Below are 25,274 nucleotides of genomic sequence, written 5' to 3' on the forward strand. Positions count from 1 at the left end.
TTGTTGTTATCCTTAGCCCTAGTACCGGATCCGGGGATCGAGCAGCGTGTAGGCGACGTCGATCAGGAGATTGACGACGACATAGATCAGCGACGTCAGCAGGATCATCGCCTGGATCACCGGATAGTCGCGCGCCAGCACCGCATCCACCGTGAGGCGGCCGATGCCGGGGATGTTGAACACGCTTTCGGTGACGACGACCCCGGAGATCAGAAGCGCAAAGCCGGTCCCGATCACGGTGATCACGGGCACGGCGGCGTTGCGCAGCGCATGGCGCATCATCACGGCGACTTCGTTGATGCCTTTTGCGCGCGCGGTGCGGACGTAGTCCTCGCCGAGCACGTCGAGCATCGCCGCGCGCGTCATGCGCGCGATCAATGCGATGTAGATAAAGGACAGTGCGCAGGTGGGCAGGATGATGCGCTCGAAGAACGGGCCAAAACCGTTCGAGATGCTGCGGAAGCCCTGCACCGGCACCCAGCGCAGGTCGATCGCGAAGACCTCGATCAGGATGTAGCCGACCACGAACACCGGCACCGAGAAGCCGAGCACGGACAGGCCCATCACGAAGCGGTCGATCCAGGTGCCGTGCTTCCAGGCCGCGATCACGCCCAGGGGAACAGCGACGATGACGGCGAGGATGATGGTCGACAGCGCAATCGAGATCGACGGCTCGACCCGCTGGCCGATCATCTTCATCACCGGAAGGTTGGAGATGAGTGAAGTTCCGAGATCGCCATGCAGCAGCTTGTTCAGCCAGGTGATGAACTGCACGATCAGCGGCTCGTTGAGGCCGAGCGAGGTCCGGATGCGCTCGAGCCGCTCCGGCGTAGCGTTGTCGCCGGCAAGAATCGCGGCGGGATCGCCCGGGGTGAGGCGGAGCAGGAGGAAGACGAACAGCGCCACCACGCCCATCACGGGCACGGCGGCGAGAATTCGGCGAAGGAGATATCCGAGCAAGTTGGATCCCGTCAGATTAGAGTCAAATCAGAGAGAGCGGCTGGAGCCTGGGGTTCTGCCACCAGCCTAACATTTCAGCAATTCCCATGCCATCCGGGCCGCCGTTTTTGCAGTGCGGTCAGCTTGTTTCGGTGACCTGGCCCGGTCTTGGCGATGTGGCTCGCGCCGTTACTCCAGAGTCGCGAGCAGCCCCGCCATCAGCCGGCCGCGTTCGACCAGACTTTCAATCTCGATATACTCTTCGAGCGTGTGGCCGTTGCCGCCACGCACGCCCAGGCCGTCGAGAGTCGGAATGCCCATTGCGCCGGTGAAATTGCCGTCGGAGCCGCCGCCGGCGCTCGCATGCGGCAGTTCTGCGCCGAGCGACTTGGCGATCCCGCGCGCCTTTTCATACAGCGCCAAGGTGCCGGCATCGGGCTCCCAGACCGGACGTGTCACGCCGCGCGTCACCTTGAAGGTGACGTCATTGGTTGTACCGGAGAGCGCCAGCATCCTCTCGACGCCGCGATCGAGGTCGGCCTGGCGCTTGGCCATCGAGAGCGCTTCGCCGGTGGCGGTCGTGGCAACGCAATTGACCCATTGACCCCCGTGCACGACTCCGACGGAGAACGTGCAGTCCTCGCCCGTCATCGCGTCGATGGCGAGGATTTGCCGCGCCATCTCGCGGATAGCAGAGCGGCCCGCCGACAAGGTCGCGCCGGCGTGGCTGGGCCGGCCGGTCGCCTCGAGATTGAAACGCGCGATGGCATAACGTCCGGTAGTGACGCCATTGTCAGCGCGGCCGGGCTCGGGCACCAGCACGTATTTGTTGCGCGCGGCTTCCGCCTCGATGATATCGCGCGTGGAGGGTGTGCCGACTTCCTCGTCGGGCGTGAACAGCACGGTGATCGGCAGCGGCGTCGTGAACGAAGCGCGGGCCAGTTGGCGGATCGCTTCCAGCGATAGATAATTGCCGCCCTTCATGTCGTAGATGCCGGGTCCGTAGCACTTGCTGCCCTCGCGCCGCCATTTCAGCTTCTCGATGGTGCCGGTGGGGTGGACGGTATCCATGTGTCCGGCGATCAGGATGCCGGGCTCGCCTTGCTTCGGATGCGGAAAGCGTGCGCGGATCACGCCGCCGAAGCCCTGGCGACCGGCGATGCGCTCGATCGTCGCACCCATGATCGCCATCTCCCGCGCTGCGATATCGAGCATGCGGTTCACGGCGCTCGCGTCCCAGGTCGGGCTTTCGCATTCCACCCAGCCGCGCAGGCCCTGGAGCATCGCTTCGGAATCGAAGGGAAGATTGGCTGGATTCATCTCAATGTCTCTCGAATGTCTCTTGGGCCTCGGAACATGGAACGCGCATTGCATCGGCGCGGGGCAGGACAGGCGGAGAGCGTTGTAGAGCCAAACCGATCGTTGTGGAGCCCGTGCGCGCGCCGCTTGGGCTTGCAGCGAAACCGGATTGACGCGCTCGGCACTGTCTGCAACTCTCGAAAAGATAAAGGCATTGCATGAGGTTAGTTCGCCTAAAGAACGAACCGGATGCTCAATCAATAACCTGCCTTTGAACAGTTTCACGTCAGGAGAACTTTTATGTTTAAGTTGATGCGCCGGGGGCCTCGCGCGTTCGCCTCCAAACTTGCGCTGTCGGTCGTCGCGCTTTCGACCGCACTGGCCTCGCCGGTGCTTGCGGCCGGCAAGACCATCACCGCGGTGATGCATTCGGATCTGCGCATCATCGATCCGATCTTCACCACCGCCTACATCACGCGCGATCATGGCTACATGATCTACGACACGCTCTTGGCGCCCGATTCGAACTTCAAGATCCAGCCGCAGATGGCGGACTGGAAGATCTCCGACGACAAGCTCACCTACACGTTCACGCTGCGCGACGGCCTGAAGTGGCATGACGGTGCGCCGGTGACGGCGGAGGACTGCGTTGCCTCGCTCAAGCGCTGGGCCGCGGTCGACGGCATGGGCCAGAAACTGCTCGACTTCACCGCGAGCATCGAGGCGACCGATGCCAAGACTATCACGCTGAAGCTGAAGGAGCCCTACGGCCTCGTGCTCGACTCGATCGGCAAGCCGTCCTCCCGCGTTGCCTTCATGATGCCGAAGCGCCTGGCCGAGACGCCGCCGGACAAGCAGATCCCCGAGCAGATCGGCTCGGGTCCTTTCAAGTTCGTGCAGTCGGAATTCCAGCCAGGCGTGAAGGCGGTCTACGTCAAGAACACTGATTACGTGCCGCGCAAGGAGCCTTCGAGCTGGACCTCCGGCGGCAAGGTGGTGAAGGTCGACCGAGTCGAGTGGATCACCATGCCGGACTCGCAGACCGCGGTGAACGCGTTGCAGTCGGGCGACATCGACTTCGTGGAAAATCTGCCTTACGACATGCTGCCGCTGCTGGAGGCGAACAAGGAGATCACGATCGAGGTCTCGAACACATTCGGCTTCCAGACGCTCGGCCGGATGAACTTCCTTTATCCGCCGTTCGATAATGTCAAAGTGCGCCGTGCGGCCTTTCTGGCGATAAACCAGAAGGACGTTCTCGACGCGCTGGTCGGCAACGCCAAATATCAGAAGATCTGCGGCGCCTTCTTCGTGTGCGATACGCCATTCGCGACCGAGGTCGGTGGCGAGACCCTGGTGAAGGGCAACGGCATGGCAGAAGCCAAAAAGGCGCTCGCCGAGTCCGGCTATGACGGCACCCCGATCGTGATCATGGCCCCCGGCGATGTCACGACGCTGAAGGCGCAGCCGATCGTTGCGGCTCAGTTGCTGCGCGAGGCCGGCTTCAAGGTCGACCTGCAAGCGACCGATTGGCAGACGGTGGTGAGCCGCCGCGCCAGCCAGAAGCCTCCGAAGGAGGGCGGCTGGAACATGTTCTTCACCAACTGGGTCGCGGCCGACGTTTCCAACCCGATCGCCAATCTCTCGATCGGCGGCCAGGGCAAGAAGGGCTGGTTCGGCTGGGCCGAGAACGCCAAGATCGAAAAGCTCAAGGACGACTTCGTTCGCGCCGCCTCGCTCGACGATCAGAAGAAGATCGCCGCTGACATCCAGAAGGAAGCCTATGAGCAGGTGATTTACATCCCGCTGGGGCAGTATCTCCTGCCGAGCGGCTGGCGTAAATCGCTGACCGGCGTGCTCGACGGTCCCGCGACCCCGCTGTTCTGGAACGTCGACAAGTCGGAGTAGGGCGAAGGCTCTTTCTTTCGTCCGAATCATCATGCGGCGCCGCTGTCATCAGCGGCGCCGTTGTCGTTTGTCGATCTTAGTCTTTTGTCGACCTTGCGCCGGCTGAGAAGGCGGACGTTTTCAATCTTTTCCAGTTTCCAATCATTGCTATTTGTTTCCGTCCTGAACTAGATGTGCCGTCTTTGCGCATCACCTTCCTTCCTCCAATTGATTCCAGTGCCGATCGATTTTGCATTCCAGGCGATGGCCGAACGGTCCGATCGCGCGCCGGCGCGATGGCGCCGGCCATTCCTGCGTTGGCTCGATGGCGTCGAGACGGGCTGGGCCGTGCCGCTTCTCATCGCCGGCTTCGTCGCGATCTGGACACTCTATCTGGTGGTCGCCTATGCCGGCGGCGGTCTGCACCCCGATACGCTGGAGGCCTGGACGCTGGGGCGACATTTCGCGTGGGGCTACCCCAAGCATCCGCCATTGACCGGCTGGGTTGCCGCGAGCTGGAGCGCCATCTTTCCGCTCAGCGAGTGGTCGCTGCAATTGATGGCGATGACCAATGCCGGGCTTGCGCTGGTCTTTGTCGACCGGATCGCGCGGCAATTCGTGACGGGGCACAAGCGCGTCCTGGTGCTGTTGCTCCTGATGCTGACGCCGGCCTATCAATTCCATGCCCAGCGCTTCAATGCCAATGCGGTGCTGCTAGCCGTTTGGCCGCTGGCGACCTGGTGCTTCCTGCGCGCATTCGAGACCCGCTCGGCGTCGTGGGCGATCGCCGTGGGAGTCACGACGGCGCTGGCCATGGCCGGCAAATATTATTCGATCTTCCTTGTCGCGAGCTTCACGTTTGCCGCGCTGGCGCATCCGGCGCGACGCGCCTATTTCACGTCCGCCTCGCCCTGGATTTCGGTCGTCGTCGGGCTTGCGGCGCTGTCACCGCATGTTCATTGGCTCGCCACGACGGGGGCACCGACCTTCACCTACGCGCTGAACCATGCCAACGGCACTGCGGTGAGCTCGCTCGGTGAGGCCAGGAACTTCCTTCTGGGGCTGTTGGCGGCCATCAGTGTGTCAGCCGTCAGCTGGATGTTGATCGCTGGCACGCGGCTGAAGCAGTTTCCGGACGATTTCGCGGCGATGAATCCGGGCCTGCGGCTCCTCTTTTACGTTGCCGTCGGCACGATCGCGCTGCCGGTCCTCGTCTCGCTCGCGATAGGCACCGATCTGCCGTCGCTCTGGGCTTTGCAGGGATTGTTTCTGTTCGCCATTCTCGTGGTCTGCGGCACAAATTATCCGATCGAGCGCTTTTACACCGTCAACCTCACCTTGATCGTGGCCGGCGTTGCGCTCACGGCCGTCCTCGTCGCCGCGCCGATCCATGCCGTCTACCGCAACGATCACGGTTACGAGGAGGGGCGCAATTTCTATGCGGAAGCGGCCAGCGAATTGACACGCGAGTGGCGCGAACTGACAGGCGAGCCGCTCGCCGCCGTCAGCGGCGACGATGCGCTGGCCTTCGCGTTGGCCTTCTACAGCCCGGACCACCCGCACTACGTGCAGCCGTTCGAGGATCAATATCCCGGGGGCTTGCCGGGCAAGACGACGCTGGACCGCGGCTGGGCCGCGCTCTGCTTCCGCGATCAGAATGATTGCAGCCGGTGGATGGACGGGGTGGCCGGGCGTGCCGGGCACTTCGTCAAACGGGAATTTATGGTCCAGGCGCAGCTATGGGGCCGGCCCGGTCTCACGCGGGAAGTGGTTGTGCTGATGGTGCCGCCCCGTGGAAGCGGCGCGGCACCCGAGGGCGTCGCGGACGATTTCAGCGCCAGCAGGCGCGCAACGGAATAGACGTCTTGCTCAACAGTGGCTGTCGCGGACCCGCTCGAGCCCTTCACTCGCGAATGGCACGGTGAAGGCGGTCGTTTCGGCGTTCGACGGCGTGCGTTCCGTTTTCGCCCGCTCCGCGGCGTCGTGGTCTTTACGGTGTTTCGGTTCCATTGAAGCGCCTTTTCAAATTGTTGCAGTACAACATCGTGAGCGCCGCGAAGTTCCTCACCCGATGGCGCGCTGATGCGGCTTGAACAGCCGTCCCCTCTCCACCACCAGCACGATCGCGAGCGCGGCGAGTGACGACACGAAGAAGCCGACCGAGAACGGCAGCAGCGTGCCGTCGAAGCTTTGTCCGATCGCCATGCCGACGGCGATGCCGATCAGCGTGGTGATCGAGCCGTAGAGCGAGGACGCCGTGCCGGCGATGTGGCCCTGCGGCTCCATGGCAAGTGCGGTGAAATTGGCGACCATCATGCCGAACGAGAACATCATCAGCGCCGAGAGCACCATGAACAGGGGAAGCGGCAACGCGCCGAGGCTTTCCGTCAGCAGCATCACACCCGCCACGGCGGTGTAGAGCGTCAGCGCGCCGTGCGAGATCACGCGCATGCCGAGGGTTCCGACGAATCTTGCGTTGAGGAAGCCGGCAATGGCGGTGCCGGCCGCGATCGCGGCGAAGGCGAGCGGAAAATAATGGCCGAGGTGATAGATGCCGACAAACACTTGCTGGGCCGAAAATACGTAAGCGAACAGCGCACCCATGACGCTGCCGGCGGCGAGCGCGTAGCCGAGAGTTTGGCGATGGGTCACGGTCTGCCAGTAGGCCGTGAGCACGTCGACCGGCGCGAGCGACCTGCGTTCGCTCTCAGGCAGGGTCTCCGGAAGCCGCAGCACCGACCATGCGAGCGCGAGCAGGCCATAGAGCATCAGCACGACGAAGATGCCGCGCCATTGCGTCACCAGCAGCACCGCCTGTCCGAACGAGGGGGCGATTACGGGGACGGCGATGAAGATCATCATCGCAAGCGACATCACGCTCGCCATGCGGCGGCCGACGTAACAGTCGCGCACGATCGAGGTCGCGATCACGCGCGTCGCCGAGGTGCCGAAGCCCTGCAGTGCGCGCGCCAGCAGCAGTGTCTCGAACGACGGCGCGGCAATCGCCAGCACGCTCGCCATCGCATAGACCGCCATCCCGCCGAGCAGCACCGGGCGGCGGCCGAAGCGATCCGACAGCGGTCCCATGACGAACTGGCCCGCGCCAAAGCCGATCAGGAAGGTCGACAGCACCAGCTGAAGATGATTGGCGACGGGGATGTTGAAGGCCGCGCCGATATTGGGCAGCGCCGGGAGCATCATGTCCATGGCAAGCGGATTCAGCGCCATGATCGACGCGATCACGATGACGAATTCGGGAAAACCCATGGGGCGGTGTCCCGAGGACACCCAATCGTCGGCATTGACGTCGGACAAGTAGCTCACCTCTGATTTGAGGCCCTTGTCTAACCCCGATGCTGCGTTGCACAAGCGATGATTCGAGATGGCTGGCAGGCGGTGCAGGAGCAGACAGGAATTGATGAGGTATCAGTGCTCGCGGTCGCGGCGCGCGGCGGGATCCTCCGCGCAGCTTTCGTGGTGCGGGCAGCCGGGGTCGAACCGGCACAGCGCTTGCGCGCCGAGGGATTTTAAGTCCCTTGCGTCTACCAATTCCGCCATGCCCGCTTGATCCAACGAGATCAATCACTTAAGTCCCTTGCGGCCGTCTGGAATTGGCGTTTGCAGGCCGGAGGGGCGGTTCTTCCTTAGGCGAGCCGGCGGCACAAGGCAAAGCCTCAATCCGGACATGTGTTGTTGCTTTAGGCATTCTCAATCGACGGGGACTATTCATCCGACATGTCAGCTTTGATTCGATGTCTGCTTTGACCCAATATCGCCTGCGCACGTGCTGCGTGGCCGCCGCGCTCCTCGCGGCCGGCTTCGCGCAGTCCGGCTGCGCCGGCATGAGCGAGACGGTCGCTCCGGCGTTTGCCGATCCCGGCAAGTACGAATTGTACGATTGCAAGCAGCTCGAAGGCGAGCGCAAGTCGCTCGCTAGCCGCACCATGGAGTTGCAGAGGCTGATGGACAAGGCACAGACCGGCGCGGGCGGCGCCGTCGTGTCGGAGCTTGCCTATCGCAACGACTACGTCGCGGTCCGCGGGCGGGCGCAGATGGCCGAGGACGCTTGGCGCCGCAACAAGTGCCGGGAAACGCCGCCCGAAGAGAAGCCGGCCGCTGCGCCGGCGCCCGCAGCCAATCCTGGCCCGATCAAGCCTGGCCCGAAATCGACAAGAGCAGTGCGCTGAACCAGCGCCTCGCATCAGGGGCGCCAGCCGTAAATCCAGTCCTGCCGTGCCAGCATACGTTCCGGGCCGAGGGCGCGGACCGCAAGATCGCGCGCGTATGCGAGCGGCCCACCGAAATGGTAGATGCGGCCTTGCTGCCGCGCGGTCCGCTGCACCCGCCGCACGCGCGTCTGGCGCGTACGCCCGTATTGTCTCAGCGCAGCTGTGATGCCCGCGGTGCTCTCGGCGATCTCAAGGCTCAAATGCTGCGCGAGCACCGCGGCGTCCTCGATCGCCATGCCGGCGCCCTGCGCCGCAAACGGCAGCATCGCATGCACGGCGTCGCCGAGCAGCGCGACCGGGCCTTTGCTCCAGGGGCAGTCGTCGGGCACGTCGAACAGCGCCCATTTCCGCCAGCTATCGACCGTGGCGAGCATCATGCGCGCCGCGGGCGGCCAGCGTGGCGCGGCGAAGGCGTCCATCACCTCGAGGGGATCGCCGGGCGTGCTCCAGCCCGGTCTGTTCCAGGTGCCCGGCAGCACCGCGACCACGTTGATCTGGCGTCCGCCCGCGATCGGGTAGGCGACGAGATGGGCATTCGGGCCCATCCAGAGCTGGACCCGGCGCGCGGTGTAGTCCTTCGGCAGCTGCGTGGCATCGAGCGTGCCGCGCCAGGCAATCAGCCCGGAGAAGCGCGGCTGCACCTCGGGAAACAGATGCTGGCGCACCGTCGACCAGATGCCGTCCGCGCCGATCAGCGCACTCGCGAGATCGCTGCGCCGGATCGTGCCGCTGCGATGGACGACCGTCAGCCCCTTGGCGTGAGGCGCGACGTCTTCGAAGGTCGCGCCGAGTTTCAGATCGATATCGGGATGGTCGGAGACTGCGCCGGCGAGTGCGGATTGCAGGTCGGCGCGGTGCACCACCCAATAGGGGGCGCCGGCGCGCGCGGCGGCGGCTTCTCCCAGCGGCATGCGCAAGAGTTCGCCGCCGGCCCGCGCACTCATGATCGAGACCGCCTCCGGGATCACGGCACGCAGCCTGAGGCGCTCGGTGAGGCCGAGCTCGACCAGCACGCGGCTGGCATTGGGAGAGAGTTGCAGACCGGCGCCGACTTCCTCGAGCCGCTCGGCCTTTTCCAGTACGACGATGCGGAAGCCGCGGGCCGCGAGCGCAAGCGCAGCCGTCAGTCCACCTATGCCGGCACCGGCGATGACAATTGTTCGGGAGAGCGCCACCCCTGACCGATGGAAGCGATCAGGCGACCTTGTCCTTCAGGACGCATTCCGGCGGACGGGCTTCGCCCGCCTTCAGGTCGGCGGCGAAACGGTACAGCGTCGAGCAGTAGGGGCAGATGATCTCGTTGTCGTTGCCGAGGTCGAGGAAGACGTGCGGATGATCGAACGGAGGGTTGGCGCCCACGCACATGAACTCTTGCGAGCCGATTTCGATGACGGGGACACCGGCATCGTTGTGGAAGTGCGGGACGACATGGTCGGACATCGTACTCATCCTGGAGTGGCAATGGCGGCAGACACAATCACGACTGACGCGGCATTATTAAGGCGCCGCGGACCATACTGGTGGGTGTGGATGATTGCTAGCCCAGCGGAACCGAAAGCCCCGCAATGCCCCATGCTCATTTGCTCATGCAAATTCGACACAATCTTGCGGCCTGAGAGAAGCCCTTCTTTCGTCGGGGACGTTGTGTCGCAATTTTGGCATACTATGTCTGTGGACGAGCGTAATTGCGACGAAAGACGAACCGTCAGGCGTCAACGATCTCAGGACCGTCCAGGCTCTCCGCATGAAATGGTTGCGAATCAGCACAGCGTTGACCGGTATCGCGGCATGTAGCTTCATACTCGCGCAGGTAGCACCGCATGCCCGCGAGGCTGGCGCGATTCTGGCGGCCCAGGACGATCCCGCCGCGCTCTCCGAGATCAAGCTCGACGCGCTGCTGCGGCACAACGACCGCCTGATTCAGGACAACATCGAGGCCGCGCTCGCATCGGGCGATGCCGATCTCGCCGACAGTTTTGTCGCGCTGGCGCGCGACCGCAGCATCGCGCTGCCTGACGACCTCCTGAGCCGTGTCAGCGACGCGGTCAAAGCCGAAAATTCCACCTCGCATGTCGCAAAGCGGTTTGCCACCGGTCTCGTCACCGGCAACGCGGACGATGTTGCGAGCCTGTCGGGGACCGTGGCCGGCGATCTCTTCGTCATCGGCGACATCCGGGACGTCGTCCGCGAGGGCAAGCACCTCGCCATGGGCGAGGAGACCGATCGCCTGGTGTTGGGCCTTGCGGCCGCGGGTCTCGCCGTCACGGCCGTGACCTACGTTTCCGTCGGCGGTGCCGCGCCGGTTCGCGCCGGGCTGACGCTGGTGAAGGACGCGCGCAAGGTGGGCCGGCTCGGCGAGGGATTAGCGGCATGGGCCGGCCGGTCCGCGCGCGAGATCGTCGATACGCCGATGCTCCAGAACGCGGTTGCCTCCGGCTCGGTGCTGCGGCCGGGCCAAACCTTGAGCGCGATCAAGGCCGCGTTCCGCGCCGAGAAGGCTGGCGCGCTGGTTCGGCTCGGCAAGGATGTCACGCGCGTCGTCGAGAAAACCGGCACGCGCGGCGCGATGGATAGCTTGCGCATCGCCGAAGGTCCCAAGGACGTGGCACGCGCCGTGCGGCTCGCGGAAGCGCAAGGCGGCAAGACGCGCGCGATCTTGAAGCTGCTCGGCCGCGGCGCGCTGCTGCTGATTGGCGGGGCGTTCAATCTTGCTCTCTGGCTGTTCGGTGCTGCCTTGACGCTGTTCGGCCTGTTGTCCTCGATCAAGGCGACGACGGAGCGCCTGACTCAGGCCTGGTGCGATCGCAGACGGGCGCGGCGACTTCGCCAGGCCCGGATCGCCGCCGAAGCCGTTCTGGCAAGCGCTGCCGTCACGGCCTAAGATACCTCTTCCCCTCAAGATTGCGGAACTGATGATGCCGAGCTTTCACAACGGCGCCGTTGAAATTGCCTATCTCGACGAAGGCGAGGGCGATCCGATCATCCTGGTGCACGGCTTTGCCTCCAGCAAGAACGTGAACTGGGTCTATCCGACCTGGGTCTCGGAGCTGCGCAAGAACGGCCGCCGCGTCATAGCGCTCGACAATCGCGGCCATGGCGAAAGCGCAAAGCTCTACGAGCCCGCGCAGTACTCGATCCCGACCATGGCTGGCGACGTGCTCGCGCTGATGGATCACCTCGCCATCCCGCAGGCCGATCTCATGGGCTACTCGATGGGCGGACGAATGACGGCGTGGCTCTCCCTCAAGGCGCCGCAGCGCCTGCGTTCGGCAATCCTCGGCGGCATCGGCATCGGCGGCCTGATCGAGGGCACCGGGCCCGGCGAGAACGTGGCGAAGGCGCTGGAAGCGCCCTCGCTCGACGACGTGTCCGATCCCGTCGGACGCACTTTTCGTGCTTTTGCAGACCAAACCCGTTCCGACCGCAAGGCACTCGCCGCCTGCCTGCGCGGCACGCGCGATCTCATGACGAAGGACGAAGCCGCGCGCATCGACGTGCCCGTGCTGATCGCGGTCGGCAGCACCGACGACGTCGCGGGCTCGGCCAGCGCACTCGGTGCCATCATCCCGGGTTCGGAAGTGCTCGACATTCCGAACCGCGATCACATGCGCGCGGTCGGCGACAAGGTCTACAAGACCGGCGTGCTCGATTTCCTGTCACGCCGCGGCTGAGATGATCTTGTCTGGGCGACGAGGTTCTTGCCCAGCTATCCTGAAATGTCCATCGCAAGGCGCCATGCACTCCCTTCGGGGGTAACCGTCCACTCCTTCATGCGCAGAGATATGAAGGTCCGATAAGGGACGAGACGTCAGTTCAAAGCGGGAAGGAACGTTGGAAAAGGGGCTGTTATCGGACTCCAAAGGTGCCGCCGCAGCCGCACTGATGTCGTACAAACTAAGAGGGGATGCCGAGTCTCTCCGGATCCATGAGCCACTCTCTAATGCAGAGCATGAATTCCCATACATCGTTCTCGCCGGGAAGCACATAATCTGGAGCAGCGGGATCCTCGCCCATTCTTTCGAACATATTGATCAGCCAGCTGGGTCCATGTCCTTTTGCTTCGAGATGTTTCAACCAAGACTCTAGCTCTCCGCTCGGCACCACAAACAGCCCATACTGGGACAATTGAGAAAGCAGGCTTTTCGCTGCGGCAAGATTGTCGCCGTCGAGAATAAAAATCCCGCCATCTCGTTTCATGTCGCGGCCGCTTTTATCCATCGCTCCAGTCACGGAGGTCCGGAGTGTGGCGAGCGATGGCTCGAGTGCTGAAGCAACGTTCGCGCCGCGTAGAGGGCCCGCCCATTGGCTTCCGGTATCTCGCAGCAAATCCACGTCGACGATTCCGACTGTCGGGATACCAAGTCGGCGCAGCGGACGCATTATTGTTTGGACCGTGTGCTTGTTCTGTGAATTCAGAAACAAGCAATTCGGGATGCCCCAGTGCGGCTTATAGCGAAGCAAACGCTCGTTGATTTCTTGGTAGAAGGCTCGATCTGCATCGGATTCGGTAATGACTACGTTTTCGTAGAACAAACCATTGAGCACACCCGTAGATCGCAGTAGCGGGTTTCTCATCAATTCCAATATCTCATTGCTTGGTAATAAGCGTGCGGTCGCAACGCCGGATCGATATGTGAGTCTAACAATATTGATCGGAACGCCGGACTGAATGCATCCCATCACAAGTTGAGGGCTGTGCGTTGAGAGAAACACGCGTTTGTCAGTTGCTACAGCCGCGCGAGCGAGTTCAAGACCCAGCTTTGCAGCGAGAGCAGGATGCAAAAAAGCCTCTGGTTCATCCACTAGAATGATCGGATGCTCTCCAGCAATCAGCTCCATGGTAATGCCCGTGAAGGCTTTGACGCCATCACTGGTGGCATCTATGGGCGTCGCCTGTGAGTGAAAGGCAACGCCGGCGGCATGAATGTTTAGCTCTTCCATATCGTCCGTGGGGGGGCGGGAAGATAGGCGAATTCGTAGGCTGCCCAAGAGCGTGGGGTCGATGACGAAATACGAGCCGAACGCTTCCTCCAATATCCGGCGAACCTCTTCCCGTTTTACTTTGTTCGTAAACAACACTCCTAGACTGTGAAGGGATCGCAGTTGCAGATCGCCAGCAGGTTGCTGGTTGACCAGATTGACCCGACCGGGGCCGTCTAGTTTTAGGATCAGATGGCGAAGAAGCGAATGTATCAGAACGTCTTTGTGAGAAGCGGGGTCAATCAGGGCAGGTATGAGGCGCTCGGAACGCACCAAAAACCGACCGCCCCCTTGGGCACTCTCCATAAAGGCGTGGTCATGATAAACCTGCTCATTCCCCCTAGGCTCACTTCTGATCGCGGACAAGGTCGCAGCAGCTCGCTCGGCGGAAAGGCCGGAGAACTCAATTCGCTCGAGTAAAAGAGTTTCGACCTTTCCATTGGGCGTGAGCGCAAACTCTTGGAGTTCGGTCAGAATCCGGCTTTTGCCTGAATTGTTAGGACCAACAAAAATAGTGACCGGAGTGACCTGAAATGAAGTGTTGTCCGCGCCTGGCGCGCTGCCAAACTTTAGCTCGATCTCTCTGATCAAGGGTTTATCTCCGTCACCCGTAGGATTTGGACCGCTGGAGTCCGCTAAGGGCTCTTATCGGACTCCAGACGCCCGTAAGATCTGCGACGTCTTCATAGCTCTTTAAGGTCGCTAGGCTGTGCGCCATCCCGTTGATCTGCCCGTCGTTCGACCTGTCGTTGAACGAAGGATCCAATGAAAGCGCCCAAGGTGAGTTTCGTAAGGTCTAAAAAACTCTCTGGCCGCGCAAGCGCCAAGATCGAAAAGAACAGAGTAAGCGCGATCGTCGCGAGGGGGAGACCGGTCAAGCCAAGCTGCGTAAACGTACCAGTGAACTTGGAAAGACTACTCAGACGCACGTATTGATCAATAGACTCCGCTTTCCCGCCAGCGACCAACGGCGCCAATAGTGCATAATCTTGCGGCGGGATCACGACTGCTGTTGTTGCGCCAGCAGCGATAAGTAGGCGAAAACCGATGTAGGCCCCTAAAATGGCGATGACAAAAAGAGCTATATAAATGGAGTTTGGCAGCAAAAACCGGACCAATGCACTATCGGTTTCCAAGGTCTCTCTGCTGAAACGAAACCCAAAGAAAGCTTGAGTCGTGAACAGCACCAGCATCGCGAATATTGCCATTAAGGATATTCCGAATGGCAGCTGCGCAGAGCTCAGTGCTCGCTCGTCGAGAAAAACTCGGCCAATCACGGGATTTGGGGGCGTTTGATTGGCGGGCGCGAGATCGCTGTCGGACATGAAAAAATTCCTCGTCGTCACTAGGTGATTGCAAAACCAGAACTATGTACGGCGTACAGCCTGTAGTCGAGTCGCCCGCGGGTCCTCCCGGATGCCCTGTGCAAAACCGGTGGCCCGGCCCCAAAAGGGCCGCTAGCTGCGGGGGGCAAATCTGATGCAACGGCCTCCTGTTGGAGCTGATTTCGATCAGCGAGGCGACCCGGAAGATCGGGGTCAACGAGTCCACTTTGAGCCGCCAGGTTGAGAGCGGAGCTGTTCGGTCCCACGGCGGAAAAGTCGTGCTGGCTGAAGTGGTTGCTGTAGCTCCAACGTAAATCTAGCGCAGTCCCGGCGCCGGCCGGCCCTGCCGAAGGGCGGTAAAGCCGCGGCCAGGGGCGGCGCCGTTGCATCCGCCGTTGCAACGCCCCGGCCGCCCGGATGCACCGCCAGCGCCTGATGCAACGGACGGGGACTTCGAGCAGCAGCCGGCCGACGGGAAGATGCTGCCCTTCGCCGGGGCCCAGCGCGTCAAAGAGAACGACCTGGCGCGGCAGCGTGCGGTCGACTTCGAGAAGGACGTCGGCCGGCTGGTCGAGCGCGCCGCCGCCAACAAGGCGTTCTTCGACCAGGCCCGCGAGCTGCGGGACGCCTGGCTATCCTGGCCGGTCCGCGTGGTGACCCTGATGGCGTCGGATCTCGAGGTCGACGATCGCAAGCTGGTCGAGGTCCTGACGAAGTATGTCCGCCAGCATCTCGACGAACTCGGCGAGCCCGCTGCTCCCGAGCTCGCTACGCCAGGCCGAGGATCTCGCGGCGTCGTGGCGCGCGGGGCTGAGGCCTCCACCCAACATGACCGTCGTCGCCTGGGCGGAGAACGCGTCGATGCGGAGATCATGCTTGAACAAGAAACCAAGCGCGATGACTCTTCATTCCAATTTCGCCGCTTTATTGTCGTCGCCTAAACGCCTTGCCGCCGCCATCAGCACCACGAAGGTGGCAATCCACACCATCCGCGCGCCATAGCGGTCGTGTGGCCCGGAAATCACGCCGCAGATGAAGGCGTTGCCAAGCAGCGCCAGCACGACGGTTGCCGCCAGCAGTGTGAGATCGTCCAGCCGGCGATGCGTGAGCGCGTGGCCGAGCAGCGCGACCAGCGCCAGCATCGAGGCCAGCGCGACGGGCACGTGCAGCCAGTTGATGGTGCCGAAGTCGAGGGCCCAGTTCTGCTGGCGCGCCGCCCGCATCGGCGCGGCCTGTGAGGGGATGTAGCGTTCGATGATGCCGCGGGTGTGCGGGATCCAGCCATTGGTGCCTTCGCCGGTCGCTACATGCAGCAATTGCTGGCCCATCGCCCGCAACGCCGCGCCGGCCTGCCACGCCGGATAGTCGGCGAGCGAACCCACGACGATGGTGCCCATCTCCTCGTTCATGCCTTCGAAGCGGCCGAGAGTGTTGAACATGCTCTTGCCCCACAGAAATTCGTCGGCGGTCGCCGGCAGTTGGTCGCGATAGGGGCAGAGCTTGAGTTTTTCGCGCGGGCAATGGTCATTGAGATAACGCGCAACGATGCCGTCCTGCATCATGCGGCCGAAGGCGACGCCGGTGCCGCCAGGAGTCCATGCCCATTTGCCCGACAAGGCATGGTTCGCCGACACCAGCATCAGGCCGCCGACGAGAATGGTGAGGCTCGCTTGGGCCAATCCGGCGATTGGAAGCCGGCGCCTCAACAACGGCCGCGCCATCCAGCCGGCGACGCAGAGCCCGAGCAGCACGCCGAGCGTGGCGCTGTGGGTCGCGGCGGCAAAGGCGGTGAAGACGAACAGCGAGATTTTTTCAAGCACCGAGATCCGCTGACCACCGATGACCAGCAGGAATAGCGACAGCACCGACAGGCCTGCAAAAATGTCGGTGAGCAACATGCTCGCAAGCCAGGGCAGCGCAGTCGACAGGATCAGGAGCAGGCTGATCGCGACGAAACGGAACGTCTGCATCATCGAGAGCACGCGCAAGGTGAGCTGCAACAGCCACAGCGTCGCCAGCGACTGGACCGCGAGGTTGATCCAGAAACCAGAACTCTCGCCATAGTGCAGATAGATGCCGAACACCGTGGAGCGGCTCGGGACGAGATAGCCCTCGTACCAGCGCGCCAGATAGCCTCCGGTGTCCCATTGCAACAGCGGATAGCCGTTCCAGAACGCCGGCGCGATCATCAGCAGCGGCAGGGCGACCGCGGCCAGCCGCAGCCAAAGCGAGCCCGCGGCGTCCGCGCGCGCATGATCGGTGGTGATGGTCAAATCCGCTCCGTCCTCACTCGGATCATGCCCGCAATCACCGTCGGGGCGGAATTCACCAATAGTTTGACGCCGCCCGGCTTGAATTTGGCGAAACCCTGACCATTTTGAGCCGACCTTGCCGCCCGGGTGTCGGAAGAAACTGTTGTGATTCAACGCGTTGGTATGCTTCCGCGGAGCAACGCACTGTTCACTCTCAGGCAAGCCCGTCAGGACTTTGTCGCCTAGACTGTGTTATAGAACCAGTGAAACGAGCCAATTCGAAAGAGCAGATCTCATGGCAGTGCATCAGGTCAATCCGGGAGGAAAGCTCGCAACGCTCGATCCGATCTGGGATCGGATCCGCGGCGAAGCGGAGGACATCGTCCACCGCGAGCCGGAGCTTGCGACCTTCATCTATTCGACGGTGCTGCATCACAGCCGCCTGGAAGATGCGGTGATCCATCGGGTCGCCGACCGGCTCGATCACTCCGCGCTGTCGGGCGATCTCGTGCGCCAGACCTATGACGAGGCGCTGCGCGACGATCCCGATCTCGGCAACGCCTTCCGCGCCGATCTCGTCGCCGTCTACGACCGTGACCCCGCGACCTCGCGCTTCATCGATCCCTTGCTCTATTTCAAGGGCTTTCACGCCATCCAGACCCACCGCCTCGCGCATTGGCTCTATCTGAAGGGCCGCAAGGATTTTGCGTATTATCTGCAGAGCCGGGCGTCTGCGGTATTCCAGACCGACATCAATCCCGCCGCGCGCATCGGCCGCGGCATCTTCCTCGATCATGCCACCGGTTTCGTTTGCGGTGAGACGGCACTTATCGAGGACGACGTCTCGATCCTGCACGGCGTCACGCTCGGCGGTACCGGCAAGGAGAACGAGGACCGCCATCCGAAAATCCGTCACGGCGTGCTGATCGGCGCCGGCGCGAAGATCCTCGGCAATATCGAGATCGGTCATTGCGCGCGCATCGCGGCGGGCTCGGTCGTGGTCAAGCCGGTGCCACACAACGTCACGGTCGCGGGCGTGCCCGCCAAGGTCGTCGGCGAAGCCGGCTGCGCCGAGCCGTCGCGCACCATGGATCAGATGATCAACGCTATGGGTCTCTGAGAGAGGACATCGAGCTTGTCGGAAGGGGCGGATTTTCCGCCCCCTGTCCCCAAAATTCTTTGGCAATTCATGCTGGCGGTTGGTCGCGTCTCGTCCTAAAACCCCGCCAACCCAGATTTCGATTGGAGACTTGCCGTGGACGTCAAGGAAGTTAGGAAGCTCGACGCGTATCTGAAACGCGTATTCGGCAATTCCAAGATCCGCGTCGTGCCGCGGCCGAAGAAGGATGATTCCGCCGAGGTCTATATCGGCGAGGAATTCATCGGTGTGCTCTTCGTCGACGACGAGGACGATGATCGCTCGTTCCAGTTCCAGATGGCGATCCTCGAGGACGATCTCGTCGATCAGGAATAGTTCGGCGATCGTCTCGCTTAACGGGGCCGCGCGGCCGCGGCTCCATGCCTTTACTTCCTTGCAAGAAAACGCAGCCGCGCCGTGGCATCAGCGACGGTGATGCCCTCGGCATCAACGAGGTCGACCTGCACGACCATGTCGCGATCCGTCCGCTCGACGACCTGCGCCCGCGCCGTGATGACTCCGGCCGCCGCAGGTCTCAGGAAGCGCGTATCGAGGCTCTTGGCGACCGCCGTCAGCTCGGGCGTGAGTGACGCCAGCGCGCAAATCCCGGTGGCGGAGTCCAGCATCGCCGCCAGAAATCCGCCCTGAATTGTTCCGTGCCTGTTGGTAAAGGACTGCTGGGCCTTGAAGCGGATCAGCGCCTGCCCGCTCGCGTCGAAGCCGAGCCATTCGCGTCCCAGCACTTGCGCGGCCGGCGGGAGGTTTGCTGCTGCGTCGTTCACATCGATCACCGCACCAGGGTTCGCATGGGCCAAGAAGGCATAGATCTGCGAGGGCAGATGCTCAGCTCAGGTCGTGCAGGTCTTTTCCGAGGGGAGGTCTCAGACGAAACGCCGAGAATACGACTTCCAGCCCCGCCCGTTCGGGTGTGCAGGCCATCGGTCCCACAAGGTAGGAGTTTGCTTTGGGAAACGCCGCCAGCCGCATCAGGGGCCAGGATTTGCCGTCGGCCGAAACCTGCAGACGAAGGACACCGTTGGCGATGGTCGCGCGGACCCAGAAGTCGCTGGCATTATGCTCATAGGGTGCTGTCGCCCAGTCTGATTGCCCGTTTGTCAGCACGCTCGCGAGCATAGCGCGGCCATCCGACAGTTCGATTCCGGCCTTGACCCAATGATGCGCGTCGACGCGCACCATGATGCCCGCCTGATCGTAAAGCGCCCGGAAATCGCCCTGAACACGCAAATCTGCGGTGAACGCTTCGCCTGTCGGAAAGCCCAGGAAATGTCCGCTATCGCGATTGAAGCCGTAATGGGTTTCGCGCCAGAAATCGGTGGACTTGTCCGTGAGCATCCGCAGGTCATCACCCTCTGCCGCCCATCGCTCCGGTTCATTTAGCCAACCACCGTCACTTCTGCGGAGAATCATATCCAACCTCGGTCGCGGATGCCCGCCGGGTTCGGTCTGTGAGCCGGACCAGCCCAGCATCGTGCATTGAGATGAAAAGGCAACGTAGCCGGCGTCCCATTGTTGCGTGGGTCCGGTTGCCGGTGGTTCAAAATTCCAAACTGGGAGCTTGGATCGACACCTCCATCGAAGCGAAGCAATCCAGCAATCTTCTGCGGAGGGATTCTGGATTGCTTTGCTTCGCTCGCAAGGACGAACAACAGCTTCACAGCCGCCTCATGTTGACATCATACGCCCGAAGTTGACTTCGAAAAATACGAAGCATTACAGGAGCTTGGCTACTGTGCATGGGGTTGTTTTCGCAGTTTTTGTTTTGGAGGCCCAGGCCGCGCGGTCGCGCTCAGCCCTTTGGGCCGCGGAGTTGCGCCGTCAGCTTCTCCATCGCTTCCGCCGCATCGCGCCATTGCGACAGCCAGCTCCGCGGAAAGCGGAAGGTGAGGTCGGCGCCGCCGACGCGGCGTTCGGCGAGGCACATGCCGGGCGTCGCCCCATCGCGCGTGCAGCGCGCGGTCAGCGGAGGGCTTGCCGCCGAATAGAGATCCTCGCTGCCGTAAGGCGTGTCGGCGCGGAACGTCCGCATCGTCAGCCCGTCCTGCGGCATTGCCGCGGCCTGGTCGAGATAGCGCGGATAGATCGTGGCTGTGCGCTGCTCGGGCGAGAGCGCATCGCGATGCGCGGCGATCGACAGGAAGATGCGGTCGATCGGCTGCATCGCCGCATCCACGCTGTCGGCGGTGACGTGCTTCGGCGCGCCCGGCGGCTCCAGCGAAGGGTACAGGAAGTCGAGATCGATCCGCTCCTGCGGCCCGGAGTGGCGTTGGATCTTCATGCGGATCGCAGTGATCGGAAGGTTGAACAGCGTGCCACCGACGCTCACCGGCAGCTTGTCCGGGCCGTTCGCGCCGCTCGGACCCCAGGTCGGCCACAACAAATAAGCGACGAGCGCGACGGCGCACACCGCGGCAGTGCCGCCGAGCACGATCGGCACCACGTGGGCCCGGGTGCGCGCCCGGGGGGATTGAGGGGAGATTGCCGAAAACACCGTCATGAGCCGCGCGAATGAGCCGGAAGTCGGCCGATGGCCGACGAATCAGCGGCGAATATGCCACGTGGTGGCGATTTCGCGGAGCGTTCACCGGCTGCAAGGAAGGGAGAGAGGCCTGCGTGGGATGGCCGGCGGCGTTAACCTTCCCTTAAGGATAATGTAGCGTTAACCGGCACTCTTTGTCACAGGAAGGCTCCGGCGTTGCGTAAGGGCGGACCGTTCCGATGACACCTGAAGCTCTCAATACACTCTTCTCGATCGGCATCGGTTTCGCGCTCGCGGGAGCGCTCGTGAGCGGATACCAGACGGTCGCACAGCGGCCCGCCGGCTTCGGTCTATTGCAGGACGGCGTGGCGCCGAAGACCTTCGCGGCGGTTCCGTTCCTGGTCTTCGCGGCGCCTTTCATCATCATGCGCAACACCCTGCGCGGCAGGCAGGTGGAGAGCCGCCGCGTCGAATTCGTGATGATGGCGACCGTCATCGCCGGCTTCTGGAGCATGATGAGCGGCACCTTCTTCCTGATGACGCTCCGCGCGGCGGGCGTTCTGGTCTGATGCGCGCGCCTTAGGGCTGCCTGCGCGGCGGCCCTTTGCGTCAAGGCTGCCGTTTCGCTATGGCTGGGACTGACCCGACAGGAGACCCTCATGGCGATCTACGAGCTCGACGGGCAGGCGCCCGACCTTCCCGCCGACGGCAACTACTTCATCGCGGAGACCGCCACCGTCATCGGCCGCGTGCGCCTGAAGCCGGGCGCGAGTGTCTGGTTCGGCGCAGTGCTGCGCGGCGACAATGAGTGGATCGAGATTGGCGAGGGCGCCAACGTGCAGGACGGCTCGACCTGCCACACCGATCTCGGTTTTCCGCTTCACATCGGCAGGAACTGTACGGTCGGCCATAACGTCATCCTGCACGGCTGCACCATCGAGGAGGGCGCACTCGTCGGCATGGGCTCCATCGTGATGAACGGCGCCAGGATCGGCCGCAACAGCATCGTTGGCGCCGGCTCCGTCATCACCGAGGGCAAGGAATTTCCCGAACGGTCCCTAATCATCGGCTCGCCGGCGCGGGTCATCCGCACGCTCGACGACGCACAGGTGCAGAAGATGGGCAGCGCGGCGAAGTTCTACGTCGCGAACGGCCCGCGCTTCACGAAGGGCCTCAAGCGGATCGGGTGAGCTCAGCTTCCTTCGGACTCGCGCGCTTCTAGTGCGCTTGCGACCTTCTCGTGCCCCGCGGACCATAGAGCATGCTCGTCGCTGCCGTCTTGGTACGGATTGGCTTCCGCCGGAATGTTTTGACGCGCCGCGCGTTCGCCTTCTGCAAAAGCATCGCGATCGTTCATCGTGACTGCGCCTTTCTGTTTTCCGGAGCAGAAGATCAGCTTGAGCGTGATCGTGCCCGCCTTCCCGGTTTCAAGCTGATGCGACGGCATTTGTTCCGGAACCGGTGTTGGCTGCGGCGGTTGACGGGCGAAGGAGAATTTCGATGGCCAGCTTGCCTACAGCCCGTTCAATCAAGACCGTGATCGTGATCTTCGCCCTCGCCGCGATGCCGGCCGTATCGTTTGCGCAAGCCGCCGGCGGCTCCGCAGGATCGGCCGGAGGTGTCGCCAATTCTCCGGCTCCCGCGCCTGGCACCAACAGTCTAGGTACGGCGCAGTCATCGGGAGCGAATGCCTCCTCCGGAACCACCACCGGGACCGGTGCAGGCGGATCCACCGACGCCGCCGTCAACGCGGAGAACCGGCTGCTCGACAAGAAGCTCAAGAGCATCTGCCGCGGCTGCTGATGCTCGCGCGGAAGTGAGACAGTGAAGCTGTCAGGAACGCCTCAAGCCGATTAGCTTGGTCCTGCTTTGAAGCGTGGAGCGTCTCCACGCGGAGGATCGAGTGATGTTACGCAAGATGATGATGGCGGCGCTCGCCGTCGCGGCAGTCGCGCTGTCGGCCCCACAGGCGGCCCAGGCGCGGGGCGGTTTCGGCCACGGTGGCGGCGGTTGGGGCCATGGCGGAGGCTGGGGCCACGGAGGCGGCTGGCGCGGCGGCGGCTTCTGGCCGGGAGTCGCCATCGGGGCGGGTATCGCCGGCGCGGGTTATTACGGCAGCTATTATGGCTATGGCCAGCCGTATTACGGCGATCCCTATTACTATGGTACCGGCTACGACGATGGTGGCTATAGCGGCTGCTACGTTGTGCGCAAGCGCGTCATGACGCCATCGGGCTGGCGCATCCGCCCCGTAGATGTCTGCGAATAGGCGGCGGTACCCTTAAAAAACAAGGTCGCTGACGCAATATACCGTCAACGACCTTGCCAGCCCCGGACATTGAAATCGGCTCACGCCATCCGGTAACGGCGAGCATCGCTTGGAATCACAAGGGCGAATGTGATCCAGTTCACAAGTCCAAAAATTTAGGCGGGCCGGCTGCTCAGCCGCGCGAGCGCTTGCGTGCATTGGCATGGACACGATGCCGTGCAGGTTTCCTGCGGGTAACCGAGGGAGTCTCCGCCTCGCTCGCCCGGGCGCTGGCAAAGGATTGCCGCAGGCCGTCGATGGAATCGTTGAGTGTCGTGACCTGCTCGGACAGACGCTTGGTGTCGGCCTGCTGGAATGCGAGCAAGCGCTTCACACTCTGAAGCTGGTCCTGCACGACTTGAAGCTGGTCAATCGATTCCTGCTGGGTTGCTTCCAGCCCCTTGGTCTTCTCGACCAACTGCTCGGAGGCTTGGGCGGTGCGAGCCTGAAGCTGCCGCGACGCCACCACCCGGTCGGTCTCGGGGGCTGAGCCGGTATAGGCGCGCCAGATCGCGATCGAGGTCACACCGGCGATCAGCAGGAGCAGGGCGGCGGCGGTCAGCGCGATGGGCTGGGCGCCGAGGCGAAGAAGCGGGTTGGACGGTGCGTCCTCTGCGAGATCGATCATCGCTGACAAAACCCAAATTGAAACTTGGTGAGTGGCGAAGACCGGCAACCCTGAGGCCGCCGGGTGTCCCGAAAGCGTTACGTTTCGGCAAGGAATGGGACCAAAAAGAGGCTAAGAGCAAAAAAACCAACAATCATGAGGCCTTGAGGCCTCCGAACGTCCGTCAGGGGCAGAGATCAGGGCTGAAACGGCGAAAACGGACCTGAATAGGTCTTCGAGCGCGGCGCCGCATAGGGCCCGAGCCGGGAGGTCTTCAGTCCGAGTCGCACCAGTGATTCCGCCAAGGTCACCGCGGCGGCGACGCCGTCGATCACGGGCAGGCCGTGCGTGGCGGCGAGTTCATTGGCGAGATCGGCCATGCCCGCGCAACCGAGCACGATGGCCTCCGCGCGGTCGTCGCGGATTGTGGCTGTGATTTCCATGGAGATTTTTGCGAGCGCGTCGGTGTTGCGCTCCTCCAACGCGAGCACCGGCACCTCGGCGGCGCGGACGCGGGCGCAGCGTTCGGCAAGGCCGTATTTTCGCAAATTATGCTCGATCGGCACGACGGAGACACCGAGTGTCGTCACCACGGCGAAGCGCGCGGCGATCAGGCTCGCCATGTGGAAGCCGGCCTCGCCAATGCCGATCACGGGTGCCTTTGCCGCGGCGCGCGCGGCGTCGAGGCCGGTGTCGTCGAAGCATGCGATGATATGCGCGTCCGCGCCGTCGCGATCGGCCTCGCGGATGCAGCCGAGCATGCCGGGGACGGCGAAGGCCTCGTCGTAAAATCCCTCGATCGAAACCGGACCCATCGCCGGCTGGCGCGCGTCGATCAATGTGTCGGGCAGGGCGATGCTGCGCGCCGCGGCGGCGATCTTCGCCGTCATCGACGCCGTGGTGTTGGGGTTGACGACGTGGAGTCGCATCAGATCAGACAAGCCCTTTGCCGGCGTCCGAGCCTTTGGCCGCCTGCCGCCTGTTCAACACGTGGATGGTGCCGAGCGCAAGGCTGATCACCGTGAACGAGACGGCGGAGATCACGGTGCCGAGCGCATAGATGTCGGGGTTGGTCACGGTGGTGGTGAGGCCCTGGAGATCGAGCGGCAACGTGTTCACTGCACCGATCGCCTGGCTGGAGCGTGCGAGCTCGTCCCAGGAGAGGGTGAAGCCGAACAGCCCGATACCGATCACCGAAGGCAGGATGATCGGCAGCACGACATGACGGAAGGCCTGCCACGGCGTCGCACCGAGATCGCGCGCGGCTTCCTCGAGCCTGGGATCGAAGCGGTTGAAGATCGCGAACATGATGAGCAGGCCGAACGGCAGCGTCCAGGTCAAATGTGCACCGAGGCCCGAGGTGAGCAGGCCCATCGAGGTCTCGAAATTCTCGTTCCAATGCGCCTTGATCAGGTCGTCGATGATGCGGAATTCGAGCGAGATGCCGAGCGAGGTGATGATCGAGGGCACGATCAGGCTCGCGATCGCCGAATAAAACAAAATGCTCTGCGCCTTGAACTTGCGGCGAAACGCCATGCCCGCCGCGACCGACAGCACGACGGTGACGATCATCACGATAATGCCGAGCAGCAGCGAACGGCGAAACGCCGCACCGAGATCGACGATGCCGGTGCCCTGGAACAGTTTTGCGATCCAGAAAGTCGACACACCGTTCATCGGGAAGGTGAGGCCACCCTGCGGCCCCTGGAACGACAGCACGTAGATCGCGATCATCGGGCCGTAGAGAAACAGCGTGTAGGCTGCGAAGAAGATCGCAAGCACGTAGAAAGAGCGCGGGCGTCCTTCCTTCATG

The 25,274-nt window shown here is 63.0% G+C and carries 27 protein-coding genes and 1 tRNA gene; 12 read left to right on the forward strand and 16 right to left on the reverse strand.

What is annotated here, in order from left to right:
- Positions 1-18 precede the first annotated feature (18 nt).
- Both N551_RS0115925 and N551_RS0115930 read right to left on the reverse strand, forming a co-directional pair.
- Complete coding sequence (locus tag N551_RS0115925; protein WP_007602533.1) at positions 19-960, reverse strand: ABC transporter permease; 942 nt, start codon at positions 958-960, stop codon at positions 19-21.
- A 168-nt stretch (positions 961-1,128) separates the two neighbouring features.
- Positions 1,129-2,259: a M20/M25/M40 family metallo-hydrolase gene (locus tag N551_RS0115930; protein ID WP_027567768.1), complete on the reverse strand. Its 1,131-nt coding sequence runs from the start codon at positions 2,257-2,259 to the stop codon at positions 1,129-1,131.
- Between the two features lie 279 nt (positions 2,260-2,538).
- On the opposite strand from N551_RS0115930, the gene N551_RS0115935 reads away from it, so the two are divergent.
- Both N551_RS0115935 and N551_RS0115940 read left to right on the forward strand, forming a co-directional pair.
- On the forward strand, positions 2,539-4,146 hold the full coding sequence (locus N551_RS0115935; protein WP_027567769.1) for an ABC transporter substrate-binding protein: 1,608 nt from the start codon (positions 2,539-2,541) through the stop codon (positions 4,144-4,146).
- Between the two features lie 243 nt (positions 4,147-4,389).
- Complete coding sequence (locus N551_RS0115940; RefSeq protein WP_371180064.1) at positions 4,390-5,985, forward strand: glycosyltransferase family 39 protein; 1,596 nt, start codon at positions 4,390-4,392, stop codon at positions 5,983-5,985.
- Positions 5,986-6,189: 204 nt separating this feature from the next.
- On the opposite strand, the gene N551_RS0115945 is transcribed toward N551_RS0115940, so the two are convergent.
- Together N551_RS0115945 and N551_RS0115950 are read right to left on the reverse strand one after the other, a co-directional pair.
- A complete protein-coding gene (locus N551_RS0115945) occupies positions 6,190-7,440 on the reverse strand; it encodes a multidrug effflux MFS transporter (protein ID WP_027567771.1) in 1,251 nt (416 codons plus the stop codon).
- Positions 7,441-7,600: 160 nt separating this feature from the next.
- Positions 7,601-7,689: transfer RNA gene (locus N551_RS0115950), tRNA-Leu, on the reverse strand.
- A gap of 188 nt (positions 7,690-7,877) precedes the next feature.
- Here N551_RS0115950 and N551_RS0115955 point away from each other — a divergent pair.
- Positions 7,878-8,312 (forward strand): hypothetical protein, encoded by a 435-nt coding sequence (locus N551_RS0115955; protein ID WP_027567772.1) that lies wholly within the window; start codon positions 7,878-7,880, stop codon positions 8,310-8,312.
- Between the two features lie 14 nt (positions 8,313-8,326).
- Here N551_RS0115955 and N551_RS0115960 read toward each other — a convergent pair whose 3' ends face one another.
- Together N551_RS0115960 and N551_RS0115965 are read right to left on the reverse strand one after the other, a co-directional pair.
- The gene (locus N551_RS0115960; RefSeq protein WP_027567773.1) at positions 8,327-9,529 is read right to left on the reverse strand and encodes an FAD-dependent monooxygenase; all 1,203 of its coding nucleotides are present in this window, start codon (positions 9,527-9,529) and stop codon (positions 8,327-8,329) included.
- A 19-nt stretch (positions 9,530-9,548) separates the two neighbouring features.
- Positions 9,549-9,794: a zinc-finger domain-containing protein gene (locus N551_RS0115965; protein ID WP_007602543.1), complete on the reverse strand. Its 246-nt coding sequence runs from the start codon at positions 9,792-9,794 to the stop codon at positions 9,549-9,551.
- A gap of 304 nt (positions 9,795-10,098) precedes the next feature.
- Between N551_RS0115965 and N551_RS0115970 the strand changes: the two genes are divergently transcribed.
- Both N551_RS0115970 and N551_RS0115975 read left to right on the forward strand, forming a co-directional pair.
- On the forward strand, positions 10,099-11,235 hold the full coding sequence (locus tag N551_RS0115970; RefSeq protein ID WP_027567774.1) for a hypothetical protein: 1,137 nt from the start codon (positions 10,099-10,101) through the stop codon (positions 11,233-11,235).
- A gap of 34 nt (positions 11,236-11,269) precedes the next feature.
- On the forward strand, positions 11,270-12,025 hold the full coding sequence (locus N551_RS0115975; protein ID WP_027567775.1) for an alpha/beta fold hydrolase: 756 nt from the start codon (positions 11,270-11,272) through the stop codon (positions 12,023-12,025).
- A 223-nt stretch (positions 12,026-12,248) separates the two neighbouring features.
- Here the strand turns inward: N551_RS0115975 and N551_RS0115980 are convergent, their stop codons facing one another.
- Together N551_RS0115980 and N551_RS0115985 are read right to left on the reverse strand one after the other, a co-directional pair.
- The gene (locus N551_RS0115980) at positions 12,249-13,925 is read right to left on the reverse strand and encodes an ATP-dependent endonuclease (RefSeq protein WP_027567776.1); all 1,677 of its coding nucleotides are present in this window, start codon (positions 13,923-13,925) and stop codon (positions 12,249-12,251) included.
- A 92-nt stretch (positions 13,926-14,017) separates the two neighbouring features.
- The gene (locus N551_RS0115985) at positions 14,018-14,659 is read right to left on the reverse strand and encodes a hypothetical protein (protein WP_027567777.1); all 642 of its coding nucleotides are present in this window, start codon (positions 14,657-14,659) and stop codon (positions 14,018-14,020) included.
- A 383-nt stretch (positions 14,660-15,042) separates the two neighbouring features.
- Between N551_RS0115985 and N551_RS36585 the strand changes: the two genes are divergently transcribed.
- Positions 15,043-15,600, forward strand: coding sequence for a hypothetical protein (locus N551_RS36585; protein ID WP_155809723.1), 558 nt, complete (start codon positions 15,043-15,045; stop codon positions 15,598-15,600).
- Here N551_RS36585 and N551_RS0115995 read toward each other — a convergent pair.
- Positions 15,565-16,932 carry a hypothetical protein gene (locus tag N551_RS0115995; protein WP_027567778.1) on the reverse strand — a complete coding sequence of 456 codons (1,368 nt, stop codon included), beginning with the start codon at positions 16,930-16,932 and terminating at the stop codon, positions 15,565-15,567. The genes N551_RS36585 and N551_RS0115995 overlap by 36 nt on opposite strands.
- Before the next feature lie 274 nt (positions 16,933-17,206).
- On the opposite strand from N551_RS0115995, the gene cysE reads away from it, so the two are divergent.
- Positions 17,207-18,031, forward strand: a complete 825-nt coding sequence (gene cysE / locus N551_RS0116000) for a serine O-acetyltransferase (RefSeq protein WP_007602549.1) — start codon at positions 17,207-17,209, stop codon at positions 18,029-18,031.
- A gap of 135 nt (positions 18,032-18,166) precedes the next feature.
- Positions 18,167-18,385: a DUF3126 family protein gene (locus tag N551_RS0116005; protein WP_027567779.1), complete on the forward strand. Its 219-nt coding sequence runs from the start codon at positions 18,167-18,169 to the stop codon at positions 18,383-18,385.
- Positions 18,386-18,435: 50 nt separating this feature from the next.
- Here the strand turns inward: N551_RS0116005 and N551_RS0116010 are convergent, their stop codons facing one another.
- The 3 genes from N551_RS0116010 to N551_RS0116020 form a co-directional block, all read right to left on the reverse strand.
- Positions 18,436-18,864: a PaaI family thioesterase gene (locus N551_RS0116010; RefSeq protein WP_245287783.1), complete on the reverse strand. Its 429-nt coding sequence runs from the start codon at positions 18,862-18,864 to the stop codon at positions 18,436-18,438.
- 28 nt (positions 18,865-18,892) lie between these two features.
- On the reverse strand, positions 18,893-19,477 hold the full coding sequence (locus tag N551_RS0116015) for a DUF1349 domain-containing protein (protein WP_027567781.1): 585 nt from the start codon (positions 19,475-19,477) through the stop codon (positions 18,893-18,895).
- Positions 19,478-19,856: 379 nt separating this feature from the next.
- Positions 19,857-20,564: a hypothetical protein gene (locus N551_RS0116020; protein ID WP_027567782.1), complete on the reverse strand. Its 708-nt coding sequence runs from the start codon at positions 20,562-20,564 to the stop codon at positions 19,857-19,859.
- A gap of 221 nt (positions 20,565-20,785) precedes the next feature.
- On the opposite strand from N551_RS0116020, the gene N551_RS0116025 reads away from it, so the two are divergent.
- Positions 20,786-21,115, forward strand: coding sequence for a hypothetical protein (locus tag N551_RS0116025; protein WP_027567783.1), 330 nt, complete (start codon positions 20,786-20,788; stop codon positions 21,113-21,115).
- 90 nt (positions 21,116-21,205) lie between these two features.
- The gene (locus tag N551_RS0116030; protein WP_027567784.1) at positions 21,206-21,736 is read left to right on the forward strand and encodes a gamma carbonic anhydrase family protein; all 531 of its coding nucleotides are present in this window, start codon (positions 21,206-21,208) and stop codon (positions 21,734-21,736) included.
- Positions 21,737-21,738: 2 nt separating this feature from the next.
- Here N551_RS0116030 and N551_RS35540 read toward each other — a convergent pair whose 3' ends face one another.
- Positions 21,739-21,993 carry a hypothetical protein gene (locus N551_RS35540; RefSeq protein ID WP_035961423.1) on the reverse strand — a complete coding sequence of 85 codons (255 nt, stop codon included), beginning with the start codon at positions 21,991-21,993 and terminating at the stop codon, positions 21,739-21,741.
- A 53-nt stretch (positions 21,994-22,046) separates the two neighbouring features.
- Here N551_RS35540 and N551_RS0116040 point away from each other — a divergent pair, with 53 nt between their 5' ends.
- Together N551_RS0116040 and N551_RS0116045 are read left to right on the forward strand one after the other, a co-directional pair.
- Complete coding sequence (locus tag N551_RS0116040; protein WP_027567785.1) at positions 22,047-22,349, forward strand: hypothetical protein; 303 nt, start codon at positions 22,047-22,049, stop codon at positions 22,347-22,349.
- Positions 22,350-22,452: 103 nt separating this feature from the next.
- Positions 22,453-22,815 carry a hypothetical protein gene (locus N551_RS0116045; RefSeq protein ID WP_027567786.1) on the forward strand — a complete coding sequence of 121 codons (363 nt, stop codon included), beginning with the start codon at positions 22,453-22,455 and terminating at the stop codon, positions 22,813-22,815.
- Between the two features lie 172 nt (positions 22,816-22,987).
- On the opposite strand, the gene N551_RS0116050 is transcribed toward N551_RS0116045, so the two are convergent.
- The 3 genes from N551_RS0116050 to N551_RS0116060 all read right to left on the reverse strand — a co-directional run bounded on the left by N551_RS0116050 (position 22,988) and on the right by N551_RS0116060 (position 25,273).
- Complete coding sequence (locus N551_RS0116050) at positions 22,988-23,482, reverse strand: hypothetical protein (protein ID WP_027567787.1); 495 nt, start codon at positions 23,480-23,482, stop codon at positions 22,988-22,990.
- A 176-nt stretch (positions 23,483-23,658) separates the two neighbouring features.
- Positions 23,659-24,390 carry an aspartate/glutamate racemase family protein gene (locus tag N551_RS0116055; RefSeq protein ID WP_027567788.1) on the reverse strand — a complete coding sequence of 244 codons (732 nt, stop codon included), beginning with the start codon at positions 24,388-24,390 and terminating at the stop codon, positions 23,659-23,661.
- 4 nt (positions 24,391-24,394) lie between these two features.
- Entirely contained in the window at positions 24,395-25,273 is an 879-nt protein-coding gene (locus N551_RS0116060; protein ID WP_027567789.1) for an ABC transporter permease, read from the reverse strand.
- Position 25,274: the final 1 nt, after the last annotated feature.

Origin of the sequence: Bradyrhizobium sp. URHA0013 (genome assembly GCF_000518345.1) — a bacterium.
In the GTDB taxonomy this organism is placed as follows: Bacteria; Pseudomonadota; Alphaproteobacteria; order Rhizobiales; family Xanthobacteraceae; genus Bradyrhizobium.